Source organism: Planotetraspora silvatica, from assembly GCF_016863315.1.
Lineage (GTDB): Bacteria > Actinomycetota > Actinomycetes > Streptosporangiales > Streptosporangiaceae > Planotetraspora > Planotetraspora silvatica.
In genome coordinates this window covers 57,422-71,586 of record NZ_BOOQ01000040.1, presented here as the reverse complement: position 1 = coordinate 71,586, position 14,165 = coordinate 57,422, and the positions used below count along the sequence as shown (strand labels likewise).

The window sequence follows — 14,165 nt, the reverse complement described above, 5'->3', positions numbered from 1 at the left end:
AAGGAACCCGGGGCAGATGCCCGAAGCCAGCGACCACAACACCAGGGCCGGCGCGGCCTCCGACGGGCCCATGGCGGACGTCCACGAGGCGGGGGCCCGGGTCGAGGCGCTCATCGCCGAACTCGCCGAACTCGGCCCGCATGGCACGCGGTCGAAGGCCGAGGAACTCGTCAGGGTCCTCGTCGGCCTGTACGGCGAGGCCCTCGAGCGTGTCATGCGGACGGTCACCGGGGCCGAGGCCGCCGAGGTCCTGCACCGGCTCACCACCGACGACCTCGTCTCCGGCCTGCTCATCGTGCACGACCTGCACCCGCTGGGGACGGCCGACCGGGTGCTGGCCGCGCTGGAGGAGGTCCGGCCGCATCTCGGGCTGCACGACGGGGGAGTGGAACTGGTCGGGGTCGATCCCTCGGGAGTGGTGCGGCTGCGGCTCGAAGGAACCTGTCACGGCTGCCCGTCCTCCCGGTTGACCGTCACCGGCGCCATCGAACGGGCCATCACGCGGGCGGCACCCGAGGTGACCAGGGTCGACGTCGAAGGACTCGACCCCGACGACGACATCAACGGCGGCGCCGGGCGTCACGATCATGACCACGGCGCCGGGCCCGGACCCTCGAACGGACATGGCGCCGGCCGGCCGCTGCTGCAGATCCAGCGGCGCCCGCCGGGGCCCTGCCCGGTGCCGGAGGAGATCTCGTGACGGGGAGCGGGCTGCGCCGGTTCCGTGAGCCGCCGCCGCGAACCCACCACCAGGACCAGCACCAGGATCCACACCAGAACCACCATCTGGACCGCCATCAGGACCGCCAGGACCATCAGCGCGCCCAGCAGCAGGCTCACCCGGCACCGGTGTCTCCGGCCGCCGGTCCTGGAACGGCGCGGCGCCCGGCGGAGGGCACCCGGTGCGAGCTGTGCTCCGAACCCGTCGGACAGGACCACGGCCACGTCGTCGACATGGACGACAGGGCACTGCTGTGCGCCTGCCCCGGCTGTCACCTGCTCTTCGCGCCCGCCGCGCAGGGCCGCTACCGCGCCGTGCCGCGCCGCTACCTGCACGCCCCGGCGTTCCGGATGTCGGCCGCCGACTGGGACGAACTGCAGATCCCGGTCCGCACGGCGTTCTTCTTCCACAACTCCGCGCTCGGCCACGCCGTCGCGTTCTATCCCAGCCCCGCCGGCGCCACCGAATCGCTGCTCCCGATCCCGGCCTGGGAGCGGATCCTCGCGGCCAACCCCGAGCTTCCCGGGGCGGAGCCCGATGTCGAGGCGCTGCTCATCGACCGCGGCGCCGGCACCGACCGCGCGGGAGCCTTCGTCTGCCACCTCGTGCCGATCTCCGCCTGCTACGAACTGGTCGGCCTCGTCCGGCTGCACTGGAAGGGGTTCAGCGGAGGCGAGGAGGCCTGGGCCGCCATCGACGGCTTCTTCGCCGAACTCGTACGGCAGGGCCAGGCCGTGCCGTACGAACCGGGCGGCGACGACCGGGGAGGCGGGCGCTCGTGAGCGAACCGCGGTTCGACTGCCTGGGCGCACGGCCGGAGCCCTACGCGGCCTCGCCCACCATGGACTTCCGCCTCCGGATCACCGACCCCTCACCGGTCCACGCCATCCTGCTGCACTGCCAGATCCGCATCGAGCCCCAGCGCAGGAGGTACGGCCCCGCCGAAGCCGCGCTGCTCGGCGACCTGTTCGGAGAGCCGTCCCGCTGGGGGGAGACCCTCAAACCCCTGCACCTCGCCGGCGTCTCCGTCATGGTCCCCGGCTTCGAGGGCTCCACCGAGATCGACCTGCAGGTGCCGTTCACCTACGACCTGGAAGTCGCCGCCGGGAAGTACTTCGCCGCGCTCGACGACGGCGAGATCCCGCTCATCCTGCTGTTCAGCGGCACGGTGTTCGTCCGGACCGAGAGCGGCTTCACCGTACGGCAGGTGCCCTGGCACTGCGAGAGCCGCCATCGGCTGCCGGTCGCGGTGTGGCGCGAACTCATGGACCGCTACTTCCCCGGCTCCGGCTGGCTGCTGCTGCGGCGCGACACCCTGCGGGCGCTCCACCGCTACAAATCCGAACACGCCGTTCCCACCTGGGACGACGCCATCGACATGCTTCTGGGCGAGGCCCGGGGACTCAAGGAGGCCCAGAAGTGAGCGTCCCCATGGACATCGCCCGGCGGGTGGCCGACGCCGTCCTGTACGAGGGCTACCTGCTCTACCCGTATCGCGCCTCGGCGGCCAAGAACCAGCTCCGCTGGCAGTTCGGCGTGCTCGTCCCGGCCGGCTACCCGGCCACCGCCGAGCCGTCCAGGAGCGTGACCGAATGTCTCCTCGAGGCCGGCGGCGACGCCGAGGACGCCGACGTCCATCTGCGTCTGCGGTTCCTCCACATCAGATCCCGCACCGTCGAGGAGCCGACCGGCGACGGCGGCTACCGGGCCGTGCCCGAGCTGACCAGCGGCGAGACCGTGTACCTCGGCTTCGACGACGCGACCGAGCGTGAGGCGGAGGCCGTCCTGCCGCTGCGTGACCTCCTCGCCGAGGAACACTCCGTCGAGGTCCAGGTCGCCGGGGGCAGGACGGCCGAGCCGATCCTGTCGCCGGCGGGCGAACCTCTGGGCCGGGTGGTGTCGGAGCAGCAGCCCATCGACGCCAGGCTCCGCGTCTCCGCGGCGCGGCAGGCCGGGCCGTACGGGCTGGTCAAGCTGCACATCGAGACGAGGAACACGAGTTCCTGGGACGAGCCGGGGGCGCCTCGTGAGGAGGCGCTGCGCCGGTCGCTGATCGCGGCGCACCTGCTCATCGGGACCACCCGGGGAGGATTCGTCTCCCTGATCGACCCACCGGAATGGGCGGGTCCCGCCGTCGACGGCTGCAGGAACCAGCATGTCTGGCCGGTCCTGGTCGGCGAGCCGGGCGACCGCTCGCTGATGTTGTCCTCGCCGATCATCCTCTACGACTACCCGGACATCGCCCCGGAGAGCCAGGGCGACATGTTCGACTCGACCGAGATCGACGAGATGCTCCACCTGCGGGCGATCACGCTGACCGACGAGGAGACGCGGGAGGCGGCGGCGACCGACCCGCGAGCGGCCGAGATCCTCCGCAGGGCGCGGGAGTTGCCGCCCGAACTGGTCGAGCGGCTGCACGGCGTCATCAGATACCTCGGCGCGCCGTCGCATCCCGCCGCTCCCGCCACGACGATGCCTGCTTCGACAGGCCCCGGCGGTCCGGCCCTGGCGGGCTTCCCCGGCTTCTCCGGTGATTCCGGTGTCTCCGGCCCCGGCGGTGCCCCCGGGGTTCCTGGTGTTCCCGGGCTGGCCGGCGGCCGCACGAACGGTCATGCCGCGGACCCGGGCATTGCGGGTGCGGCACCCGGCAAACCGTGGTGGGACCCCGGCACCGACGCGCGCGTCTCACCGGAGACCGACACCGTCACCGTCTCCGGAGTCCCGCTCGCCAAGGGCAGCCGCGTCCGCCTCAATCCCGGCAAACGCCGCGCCGACGCCCACGACATGTTCCTCACCGGGAAGGTCGCCCATGTCGAGGCGGTGTTCCTCGACGTGGACGGATCACGTCACCTGGCGGTCACCCTCGCCGACGACCCGGCCGCCGACCTGCAACGAACCCAAGGGCGTTTCCTCTACTTCGCACCCGACGAGGTGGAGCCGCTCGGCGACGAGGAGGCGCACCCATGAAGATCCTGGTCGCGGGAGTGGGAAACATCTTCCTGCGCGACGACGGGTTCGGCGTCGCCGTCGCCAGGCACCTGGCCGACGTCGACCTGCCCGAACAGGCGCGGGTCGCCGACTTCGGCATCCGCGGCATCCACCTCGCCTACGAGCTCACCAGCGGCGGCTACGACCTCACCATCCTGGTCGACGCCACCGCCCGCGGCGGCGCACCCGGCACCGTCTACGTGCTGGAACCCCCACCTGAGCGGCAGCGCGGGGCGGCCTTCGTCGACGCCCACGCCCTGACGCCGGACACCGTGCTCGCCCTGGCCGGCACCTTCGGCGGGGGAGCGGGCCAGGTGCTGATCGTCGGCTGCGAACCCGCCGACACCTCACCCGGCATGGAGCTCACCCCGCCCGTCGCCGACGCCGTGCCCAAGGCCGCGTCCGTCGTCGCCGACCTCATCGAACAGCACATCAACGCGGACCACCACGACCACGCACCCGCCCACCCACCTGCCCAGCAAGAGGAGCGGACATGTTGAGACGACTCGTCATCGGCGCCGCCGTCGTCACCGTCGGAGTCATGGTCTACCGGGCGATGCCCGACCTGAGGCGCTACATGGAGATCCGCAAGATGTGACACCCCTCGCCGACCAGGAAGGCACGACATGCACGAGTTCGGAATCGCCGAAGCCATCCTCTCCGCGGTCGAGCAACGCGCCGCCGGCCGCCGCGTCCGGCAGGCACGCGTACGCGCCGGAGCCCTGCTGCGCATCACCGAGCCCGCGATCAACCAGGCGTTCGCCATGGTCGCCGAGGGATCGCCCGCCGAGGGCGCCCGCGTGGACCTGGTCATCGTCCCGGCCCGGCTGACCTGCCGGTCCTGCGGACAGACCACGACCTCACACGACCCGTTCGTCACGTGCCCGGGCTGCGGCGGCGCGGACATCGACACCGAGGGCGGCGACGACCTCATCCTCGAATCCATTGAGATGGCGGAGGCCACCCATGTGCCTGGGAATTCCCGGCGAGATCGTGGAAATCCTGAATGACCGTCCCGACCTCGCCATGGTCGCCGTCAGCGGCGTACGGCGCGCGATCAACATCGGCCTGCTCGAGGACGAGACCGTCGCGCCCGGCGACTGGATCCTCATCCACGTCGGCTTCGCCCTGTCCAAGATCGACGAGACCGAGGCCAAGGCCGCTCTCGACTTCCTCGAGAGCATCGGCCAGGCCTACGACGACGAGATCGCGGCGCTCCGAGAATCCATGATCGAACAGGGGTGACACCTGAATGCGCTTCGTCGACGAATATCGCGACGCCGACACGGCCAGAGCACTGGCCGCCCGGATCACCGCGCTGTGCGAACCCGGCCGCGCCTACAAGTTCATGGAGGTCTGCGGCGGCCACACCCACACGATCTACAAGCACGGCATCGAGGACTACCTGCCGGAAGCGGTCACGCTCGTCCACGGACCCGGATGCCCCGTCTGCGTCATCCCGATGGGACGGGTCGACGACGCCATCCACATCGCCGCGCAGCCCGACGTCATCATGACGTCGTTCGGCGACATGATGCGCGTCCCCGGCGGCAAGGGCTCGTTCCTCGACGCCAAGGCACGCGGCGCCGACATCCGCATGGTCTACTCACCGCTCGACGCACTGAAGATCGCCAAGCAGAACCCGTCCAAACGCGTCGTCTTCATGGCCATCGGCTTCGAGACGACCGCACCGTCGACCGCCATGACCGTCCTGCGGGCCAAGGCCGACGGCGTCGACAACTTCTCGGTCTTCTGCAACCACGTCACGATCATCCCGGCCATCAAGGCCATCCTCGACTCGCCCGACCTGCGCCTGGACGCCTTCATCGGCCCCGGCCACGTCTCCACCGTCATCGGCTGCCGGCCGTACCGGTTCATCGCCCGCGACTACGGCAAGCCCATCGTCGTGGCCGGGTTCGAACCGCTCGACGTCCTGCAGTCGGTCCACCAGATCCTCACCCAACTCGCGCAGCGCCGGTGCGAAGTGGAGAACCAGTACGCCCGCGTCGTGCCCTGGGACGGCAACCCCAAGGCCCTGGCCGCCATCAACGAGGTCATGGAGTTGCGGCCCCACTTCGAATGGCGCGGCCTCGGATTCATCTCCCAGTCCGCGCTCAGGGTCAGCGCCAAATACGCCCGCTACGACGCGGAACGGATCTTCCAGATCCCCGGCGGCCGCGTCGCCGACCCCACCTCCTGCCAGTGCGGCGAGGTGCTCAAGGGAGTGCTCAAACCCTGGGAGTGCAAAGTCTTCGGCACCGCCTGCACGCCGGAGACGCCGATCGGCACCTGCATGGTCTCCTCCGAAGGAGCATGCGCCGCCTACTACAACTTCGGGCGCTTCTCCCGTGAGCGCGTCAAGGAGGCGACCCGCCAGTGACAGGAGACACCGGCCTGGAGGAGCAGGTCCTCGAACGCATCGAGCGGGCCCGCCGCCGCAAGGCCCGCGTGCGCGAGGAGTACATCACCCTCGCCCACGGAGCGGGCGGCAAGGCGACCCACACCCTGATCGAAGGGGTGTTCCTCGAGGCCTTCCGCAACCCCCTCCTCGAACCGCTGGAGGACGGCGCGGTCATCGACGAGATGGCCTTCACGACCGACTCGTTCGTCGTCACCCCGCTGTTCTTCCCCGGCGGCGACATCGGCGACCTGGCCGTCAACGGCACCGTCAACGACCTCGCCATGTGCGGAGCCCGGCCCCGATACCTGTCGGCCGGCTTCATCCTCGAGGAAGGCTTCCCCATCGCCCACCTGCGGCGCATCGCCGCGTCCATGGCCACGGCGGCGCAGGCGGCGGGCGTGCAGATCGTCACCGGCGACACCAAGGTCGTCGAGAGGGGGAAGGCCGACGGCTGCTACGTCGTCACCGCGGGCGTCGGCACGCTCGACCGGCCGACCCGGCTGAGCGCCGCCGCCGCCCGGCCCGGCGACGCGGTCATCGTGTCCGGGCCCATCGGCGAACACGGCATCACGATCATGCTGGCCAGGGGAGAGCTCGACATCCAGGCCGACCTCACCTCCGACACCGCGCCGCTCAACGAGCTCACCGCGCGACTGCTGGACGCCTGCGACGACGGCGAGGTCCGCTGCCTGCGCGACGCCACCCGCGGGGGAGTGGCCACCGTCCTCAACGAGATCGCCGAGGCATCCAAAGCGGCAATTGTCGTGAATGAGGACATAATTCCGGTTCGTCCTGACGTTCGCGGGGCATGTGAACTCCTAGGCATCGACCCGCTGTACGTCGCCTGCGAAGGCCGGATGGTCGCGATCGTGTCCCAGGCGTCCGCCGAGACGGCGCTCACCGCGCTGCACTCGCACCCGCTCGGCCACGAAGCCGCCGTCGTCGGCCGGGTCAACGACGACCCGCCCGGCCTCGTCCTGCTGAAAACCGCATTCGGCGGAACCCGCATCGTCGACCTGCTGGTCGGTGACCCGCTACCGCGGATCTGCTGAGATCCGCCGACCCGGGGGAGTCGGACATGAGCAAAACCACCAAGCCCGGCCGGTTCGAGGGCAAACACCAGCACGGATTCTCACCCGACGTCGGCAAGGCCAGCGAAGAGGTCGTCCGAGCGGGCGACCGCGCCTTCCGCAAGCCCTCCGCCGACCAGGGACCCGGACGCGAAGTCGGCGCCACCGAACGCCACGGCGTCCCGTCCACCGACGTCACCGCCTCCTCACCCCTCGGCGTCGGCGTCAGCACCACCACCCGCGCCGAGGACATCGCCCACAAGAAGGAATCAGCCCACCACCCGACCGGCACCCACGACAAGACCGGCCGGCCGCACGGAAAGACCCCCGTGGGACACGGAACGGGCGTCGGACGGCCCCATCTCGTCGAGGACAAGAGCCCAGGTTCCCCTCCCGGCGACCAAGCAGGCTGAGCCCAACCGGCCCGGGCAGCCCAGACCGCCCTCCCGTCGCCCAGCCGATCTGGACCGGAGGGAGCCGAAGCTCCTGGACCAGGTCTCCAAAGCGAAGCCGTGACCCGTCGAGCGGCTCAGTCGAGGCGGCTCAGAATCTCGCCCAGAGCCACCCGGTCACCCACACCGAGCCGCTCATACACCGCCCCGAGATGGTTCGCCACCGTACGGATCGACAACACCAGCCGATCGGCGATCTGCCGGTTGGTCAACCCCTCAGCGGCCAGCGCCGCCACCTCACGCTGCCGCGCGGTCAACTCGGGAAGCACCAGACGCACCAACGCCGGAGTCCGCACCCCCGGACAGTCACGCGCCAGCGACCACGCCCTCGTCCTCGACGCCTGAGCCGCCCGCACATTCCCCTCCCCATCGTGGACGACCGCCGCCTGAGCAGCCGCCTCCGCCGCGTGCACACGCAACTCCAGCGCCGCGAACTCGGCCGACAACGCGTCCAGACCCACCCCGTCCTTCGACACGCACGCCGTGGCATGCCGGGACAACAACCCGACCAAAGGACCCTCGACCTCGCCCGCCAGCCGAGCCAGACGCGACTCCGCCAAATGAGCCGCACCCAGCCGTACAAGGTCATGCCACGCGGTCACCTCGTAGGCCCGCAACCCCCGAGACGCCGCCTCACCGGCCGTCTCCACCCCGTTCCTGACGGCCGCCGCGAGATCACCCCCCACAGCGAGAACCCACGTACGGGCAAGCCGCACAGGGAACACCACAGAATGACCCTGCGACACCGTCATCTCCGCGGCGGCCCGCAACGCGTCCCCCGCCGCCGCGGCGTCCCCCCGCATCGCCAGCACATGGGCCAACTCACCCAGACACCCGCCCGCGTACACGCTGCGCCGCGGCAACCTCGCCGCCGCCTCCCGGCACAGACGCAGCGCCTCATCCGACTCACCACGCAACCGGCACACCCGCGCGCGGTCGACACCGAACCCCACCAACGCCCGGTTCCACGCGCCGAACTCCTCCGCCAACCGGAGCCCCGCCGCCGAATACCGTTCAGCCGCCCGCAGATCACCGACCAGCAACGCGGCCACCACCCCATACTCGAGCAACGCCGCCTGATAACTCGGAAAGGCCTCAGAAGAGTTCCCTTCGACGAGCTCCAGAGCCTGAACGGCCCGCCCGTCGAAGGCACAGACACTCACCCGCAACGGCGTCAACGACCGAGCACCCTCCTCCGGCAACGGCCCCAGCGCCACCACCCGCGCCAGCCCCGCCTCCGCCGCGACCAGATCCCCGGCGAACGAATCCATCACCGCCCGCAGGACATCCATACCCTGCCGGTAGACGGGCTCCGACATGCCCGCACCCACCTCATCGGCCAGAGCCCGCGCCTCACCCTCCCGCCCGAGACCCCAGTACAGATTGAACGACCGGGCCGCGACGTACTCCATCCGCTGGAGGTCGTCAGCCAACCGCACCCCCTGAAGCACCTCCTCCGCCTCCTCATACCGGTCCATGTAGTGCAGAATCCGCGACAGATGAAGGTCGGCCTCGGCTCCGCCACCCGCCGCCGACGCCGCCCGCGCCAACCGCTCGGCCAACCCCAGATCACGCGCGAGCCGCGCCACCCGACAGGCCTCCAGCAACAGACGCGGATCAGCCGCCGTCCCACTGTCCAGCCGCCACAACGCCACCCGCAACGCGTCCTCACGCCGCCGCAACCCCGCCGCCTCCACCGCCTCGGCCAGCCGCAACAACACCCGCCGTGTCCGCAACGTCCCACACCTGGCCCGTACGGCCTGGCCGTACAGAGGATGCGCGAGCCGCACCTGCAGCCGCCGCCCCTCCACCACGACCGACACGAGCTGACGATCCTCCAGCCCCTCCAGCACCTGCGCCGACCCCAACCGGCCCAGCAACTCCGCCCCGAACGGCTCCCCATACGCCACCAACTCCAGGACCTCCCGCTCGGCATCGGTCACCGCCCCGATACGCCGATCGACGAGCTCCCGCAGCCGCGTCGTGACCGCAAGCTCCCCCTGCCACCGCCACGACCCACCGCCGACCCCGAGCGAACCGGTGGCCTGCCCCGCCAGCACCAGCTCACGCAAGAACAACGGATTACCCTGACTGACCTCCCACAGCCGCCGAACCGTCCGCTCCTCGACCGGCCCGCCCAGCGCCCCGCCCAGCGCGTCGCCCGCCTCCTCCACCGACAACGGAGCCAACTCCAGCCGCGGGACCAGACCGTCCTTCCACAAAGCGATCACCGCGTCAGCGGTCGCCTCCCCGGTCCGGACGGTCGCCACCACCCGCACCCCGCCGTACCTCACCAGATGATGAACCAACGCGGCAGAGGCACCATCGAGCAGATGAGCGTCATCGACCAGCAGCAGACCCGTCGCGCTCAGCTCCCCGGCCGCCCACTGAAGAGGATTGACCCGATCAGACGGGGGAGCGGGCAGCAGATGAGCGAACGCACCGAACGGAAGCTCCGCCGCCGCCTCCGTCGCCCGGACCGCGGCCACCGAAAAACCCGCCGCCTCACTCACGGCCCGCGCGGCCAGACGGCTCTTACCCACCCCCGCCGGACCGGCCACAACCACGCCACGGCCACCGCGGATCGCCGCGCCCATCGCCGCCAACTGCGCCATACGGCCCGCGAAGGGCCAGGTGGTCCGCACGGCGTCGAGCGTAAATGAGTACGCCATACTCATGCCAGAGCCCGCACCCCCAGCGCACCCTCAGTCCATGACACAACTCGACGACCCCGCGATCACGGCACTGACCACACTGCTCGGCGCACGGCTGACCACGGCCACCGTCACCGAAGTGGTCCGCGCCGCGATCGGACGCGACACCGCCGACGTCGCCGAGTGGCGGTTCACACCGGTCGACCACCCCCTGTCCACCCCGTCCACCACCGCACTCGCCCGCATGACCGGAACGACGGCATGGGGGGAGAGGTGGTCGGTGTTCATCAAGGCCATCGGATCCGCCCGCCACTGGCCGCTCATCGACCAGATCCCCGAACAGGCGAGAGACGAGTTCGTCGCCCAGTTCCCCTGGCGCGCGGAACTCGACGCCCACGCCTGCGACCTGCCCCTTCCCGACGGCCTCCGGCTGCCCCGGCTGTACCGGGTGGACGACATCGGCGACGACCGCCTCGTCCTGTGGATGGAAGACGTACGCGTCGCCCCCCGCGACTGGGACCTGCCCCGATACCGCACCGCCGCCCGGCTGCTGGGCCGGCTCGCCGCCCTGCGACAGGTGACGGACGCCACCGGGCCCGGCCTTCGCCCCTACTGGCTCGGCCGGGTCACCCAGGGGCTGCTGCCGATCCTGCGCGACCCGGCCACCTGGGAACATCCACTCGTCGCCCGGCACGCGGACCCGCACCTCCGCACCGACCTCGCCACCCTCGCCGAACGCACCCCCGCCCTGCTCGACGCGCTCGACCGCCTCCCACAGACCTTCGTCCACGGCGACGCCTGCCCCCAGAACCTGCTGATCCCCGCCGACGGCTCAGCCGAGTTCGTCGCGATCGACTGGGGCTGGTCCGGCTCCCACCCCCTCGCCTTCGACCTCGCCCAACTGCTGGCCGGACTCGCCTACAGCGGCACGACCGACCCCCTCGACCTGCCCGCGATAAACACCGAAATCCTCAACGCGTACACCGAAGGATCCGGGGGAGACCCCGCCCACGTCGCCTTCGGCCACACCGCGACGACACTGATCCGCTGCGGCTTCAGCGCGCTGCCCGGCGAACTGCTGGGGGAGGAGCCGACACCCGAACTGGACGAACTGTTCCGCAAACGGATCGCCCTCACCAGATTCATCGCCGACCTCGCCCTCGCCCTGCCCGTCAGGCCCTGACCCGGGAACGGCCCCGGATTTCGAGCGCGGATTTCGAGGGTTGCCCGGATTTGAGTACGGGCCTACTCACGCGGACCCACCCGCCCGCGAACCAGGATCGGGAGCCACGCCCCTCCGCGCCCACCCAGCTCAGCCATCCCAGGACGGAGACGACATGATGGCTGTCGTCCTGATCATCATCTTCCTCAGCATCCTCCTCACCCTGCTCGCCAAACACCTCCGCAGGCGACGCGCCACCGGCCCGCTCACCGTCACCGAAACGATCCCGACCTTCAACGTCGTCGCCCTCGGCCTGCAGGGGTCGGGGAAGACACTGCTGCTCGCCAGCATGTACCACCGGCTCAAGGCCCCGACCGGCCAGTGCTACTTCATCACCGCGACCCGCGACGACGTCCTGCAGCTCAACGACTGGTACCTCCAGATGGCCGACACCGCCGCCACCGGCGCCTGGCCACGCGGCACAGCCAAAGGCGAGACACGCCACTTCACCTTCACCGTGAAGACGCACATCGACGGTGCGGCGCACCCCATCCTCGACCTGAAGTACCTCGAATACGCGGGGGAGCTGCTCACCGACCTCCAGGACGCCGGATCCACCAAGCAGCAGGAACTGTTCGCCCACATCGACTCCGCCGACGCCCTCATCGGAGTCCTCGACGGCTACCGCATACGCCAGCACGTCGACGGCCACCCCGAAGGCCCGCTCCACCTCGAACGAACCCTCAACGCGCTCCTGCCCGTCATGCTCGAGGCGACCGCCCCCATCAGCTTCGTCATCACCAAATGGGACCTGCTCACCGACCTCCACCCCGACGAGAGCACCCGACTCAACATCGTCCGCAACCTGCTGACGTCCAACGACCACTTCCGCTCACTGGTGAACCTGCACGGCGCCACCCGGGTGGTCCGCCTCATCCCCGTCAGCGCCGTCGGACCCGGCTTCGCCACCATCGACCCGAACGGGGAGATCGTCAAAACCCCGCAGAGCGCGGTACAGCCGACCAACGTGGACGTCCCACTGTCGGCCGTCGTCCCCGGACTCTTCGAACAGATCGAAACCCGCCTCGACCACGACAGCATCGCCGCCATCAGAGCCGAGGTCGACCGGCGCACCCGGCAGGGCGCCCTCGAGGCGTTCGCCTCGCTCACCAACTTCGCCGGCCAACTGGCCGGCCGTACGGTGCTCGCCATGCTCGGCACCCCAGGCGCGGCATTCGGCGACACCGTGCTCGGCTTCTTCCTCGACTCACGCATGGGCGCACCCGACGACGAACGAGCACGCCTCGGCCGAGAGCTGAACGAGGTGGAACAGCGCATCGAAAGCCTCCAGCTCGCCCGCAGACGTGTCATGTACGACATGCGCCGCAAAGTGGACGCCCTGGAAGGCCGTCTGCCGTACTCCCGGCTGTCCGAAGGCGGGTGGTGACATGAGCGGATACGCCTGGCCGTTCCTGGTAGCCCGGGGGCGGCGCCTCGGATACCGCACCCTTCTCGCGCCCGGCTTCCTCATATCGGCGGGGGAGCACGGCGTCCTCGACGACACCGTGGTGCCGGACAGCCAGGAGGACCGGGCGGCCGTCGTCGAAACGGAGACACCCTCCGGACGGAGGATCTCGATCGTCCACGCCACCCACATCGTCACCGCCGCGGACGTCGCCGAACCGGGAACGCCGCCGACCGAGCGCGCACCCCGGGACACGCACAGCCGGCCCCTCCAGTTGATCTACGGATTCGTCTACGTGGGCGGGGGAGCAGGCCCGCCGGGCGCCGACGACCTGCGGATCTGCCGGGAGCTGTCACTGGCCGCCTACCGGAGGTTCCTGGCGGACGAGGAGGCGTTCCGGGTGGAGTCCGGGCACGGGTTTGCACTGCGTTCCGCCTTGAACGGCGGCGTCACGGAGCCTGAGGAACTGGCCCAGTCGTCGATGCCGGGAATCGAGGACTCCGACGAGACACCCGACCCGGTGGGGCCTTCTTACACCGTTGTGATTCTCCTGGTCGGCGCCGTGGTGCTGATCGGCGTCGTGATCCTGGCCATGCTGCGGCTCACGACGACCCCAGAACCGATCAAACCATGTCCGAGCGTGCCGGTTCTGGCGAGCCAGACCGACCCGAAGCAACCAGCACCAGCGCCGCAACCCGCGCAAATCAAGCCCACCCCAAAACCGCCGGCGACGGCACCCTGCCTCCTCCCGAGAGAGAAGCCCCAATCGAAGTAACTTGACATAATGTTCCTTATCAAGCACTCCACCTTAGGCGTGATCATGCAAAGATTCGCGATCACACCGAACGACCTCGCCGCCTCTTCCGCGTGATCATGCACGCCTTCGGGAACGTGCGGCGTGAGCTGCACCGCCACCGTTCGTGATCATGCGCAGGTTCGGTCGCACCCGTGGTGACCTGGCCTTTGGTCATCCGTGATCATGCACACTTTCCGGCAGACCCCTACCGAGCCGGCTGCGCCCAACCGGACGAGACAGCTGGCGGCCATGTGCACAGGCGATGGTTTTGGATTTGAGAGGCTGACTTATTTCTAAAACCGGACTCCTTTACAATGTAGATCAAACATCAATCCGGACGAGATTCACTGCTTGTTGCATGATCACGGGCTACGTCCTCGCAGGTCAGCGCTGTTCTTCAGAATCGGCGCATGATCACGGAACGTGTCCCCGCAGCTCACGCGGCACGTTGCCGAA

General features: G+C 69.9%; 15 protein-coding genes. 14 read left to right on the top strand and 1 reads right to left on the bottom strand.

The features are described from left to right. The first annotated feature begins 16 nt into the window (after positions 1 to 16). Genes Psi02_RS27875 through Psi02_RS27830 form a run of 11 tightly spaced genes read left to right on the top strand, consistent with a single transcriptional unit; the run spans position 17 to position 7,593 of the window. On the top strand, positions 17 to 700 hold the full coding sequence (locus Psi02_RS27875) for a NifU family protein (RefSeq protein ID WP_203978640.1): 684 nt from the start codon (positions 17 to 19) through the stop codon (positions 698 to 700). Continuing rightward, positions 697 to 1,503, top strand: a complete 807-nt coding sequence (locus Psi02_RS27870; protein ID WP_239095209.1) for a DUF5947 family protein — start codon at positions 697 to 699, stop codon at positions 1,501 to 1,503. Before Psi02_RS27875 ends, Psi02_RS27870 begins: the two co-directional genes overlap by 4 nt. Next, on the top strand, positions 1,500 to 2,144 hold the full coding sequence (locus tag Psi02_RS27865) for a DUF6084 family protein (protein ID WP_203978639.1): 645 nt from the start codon (positions 1,500 to 1,502) through the stop codon (positions 2,142 to 2,144). Before Psi02_RS27870 ends, Psi02_RS27865 begins: the two co-directional genes overlap by 4 nt. Continuing rightward, the gene (locus tag Psi02_RS27860; protein ID WP_203978638.1) at positions 2,141 to 3,688 is read left to right on the top strand and encodes a hypothetical protein; all 1,548 of its coding nucleotides are present in this window, start codon (positions 2,141 to 2,143) and stop codon (positions 3,686 to 3,688) included. The genes Psi02_RS27865 and Psi02_RS27860 overlap by 4 nt, the downstream gene beginning before the upstream one ends. Further along, positions 3,685 to 4,209: a hydrogenase maturation protease gene (locus tag Psi02_RS27855; RefSeq protein WP_203978637.1), complete on the top strand. Its 525-nt coding sequence runs from the start codon at positions 3,685 to 3,687 to the stop codon at positions 4,207 to 4,209. Before Psi02_RS27860 ends, Psi02_RS27855 begins: the two co-directional genes overlap by 4 nt. Next, positions 4,203 to 4,307, top strand: a complete 105-nt coding sequence (locus tag Psi02_RS41145; protein WP_373317340.1) for a DUF6893 family small protein — start codon at positions 4,203 to 4,205, stop codon at positions 4,305 to 4,307. Before Psi02_RS27855 ends, Psi02_RS41145 begins: the two co-directional genes overlap by 7 nt. 28 nt (positions 4,308 to 4,335) lie before the next feature. After that, the gene (locus Psi02_RS27850) at positions 4,336 to 4,719 is read left to right on the top strand and encodes a hydrogenase maturation nickel metallochaperone HypA/HybF (protein ID WP_203978636.1); all 384 of its coding nucleotides are present in this window, start codon (positions 4,336 to 4,338) and stop codon (positions 4,717 to 4,719) included. Further along, positions 4,703 to 4,954 (top strand): HypC/HybG/HupF family hydrogenase formation chaperone, encoded by a 252-nt coding sequence (locus Psi02_RS27845; protein WP_308441936.1) that lies wholly within the window; start codon positions 4,703 to 4,705, stop codon positions 4,952 to 4,954. The genes Psi02_RS27850 and Psi02_RS27845 overlap by 17 nt, the downstream gene beginning before the upstream one ends. 7 nt (positions 4,955 to 4,961) lie before the next feature. Beyond that, positions 4,962 to 6,089, top strand: a complete 1,128-nt coding sequence (gene hypD, locus Psi02_RS27840; protein ID WP_203978635.1) for a hydrogenase formation protein HypD — start codon at positions 4,962 to 4,964, stop codon at positions 6,087 to 6,089. Beyond that, on the top strand, positions 6,086 to 7,162 hold the full coding sequence (hypE, locus tag Psi02_RS27835; protein ID WP_275415277.1) for a hydrogenase expression/formation protein HypE: 1,077 nt from the start codon (positions 6,086 to 6,088) through the stop codon (positions 7,160 to 7,162). The genes hypD and hypE overlap by 4 nt, the downstream gene beginning before the upstream one ends. Before the next feature lie 26 nt (positions 7,163 to 7,188). Further along, positions 7,189 to 7,593 carry a hypothetical protein gene (locus Psi02_RS27830; protein ID WP_203978634.1) on the top strand — a complete coding sequence of 135 codons (405 nt, stop codon included), beginning with the start codon at positions 7,189 to 7,191 and terminating at the stop codon, positions 7,591 to 7,593. Positions 7,594 to 7,709: 116 nt separating this feature from the next. Here Psi02_RS27830 and Psi02_RS40810 read toward each other — a convergent pair whose 3' ends face one another. Beyond that, positions 7,710 to 10,277 (bottom strand): helix-turn-helix transcriptional regulator, encoded by a 2,568-nt coding sequence (locus Psi02_RS40810; RefSeq protein ID WP_203978633.1) that lies wholly within the window; start codon positions 10,275 to 10,277, stop codon positions 7,710 to 7,712. A 67-nt stretch (positions 10,278 to 10,344) separates the two neighbouring features. Here Psi02_RS40810 and Psi02_RS27820 point away from each other — a divergent pair, with 67 nt between their 5' ends. The 3 genes from Psi02_RS27820 to Psi02_RS27810 all read left to right on the top strand — a co-directional run bounded on the left by Psi02_RS27820 (position 10,345) and on the right by Psi02_RS27810 (position 13,688). Continuing rightward, entirely contained in the window at positions 10,345 to 11,469 is a 1,125-nt protein-coding gene (locus tag Psi02_RS27820; protein WP_203978632.1) for a phosphotransferase, read from the top strand. A 154-nt stretch (positions 11,470 to 11,623) separates the two neighbouring features. Further along, entirely contained in the window at positions 11,624 to 12,895 is a 1,272-nt protein-coding gene (locus Psi02_RS27815) for a hypothetical protein (protein ID WP_203978631.1), read from the top strand. A gap of 1 nt (position 12,896) precedes the next feature. Beyond that, the gene (locus tag Psi02_RS27810; protein WP_203978630.1) at positions 12,897 to 13,688 is read left to right on the top strand and encodes a hypothetical protein; all 792 of its coding nucleotides are present in this window, start codon (positions 12,897 to 12,899) and stop codon (positions 13,686 to 13,688) included. Positions 13,689 to 14,165 lie beyond the last annotated feature (477 nt).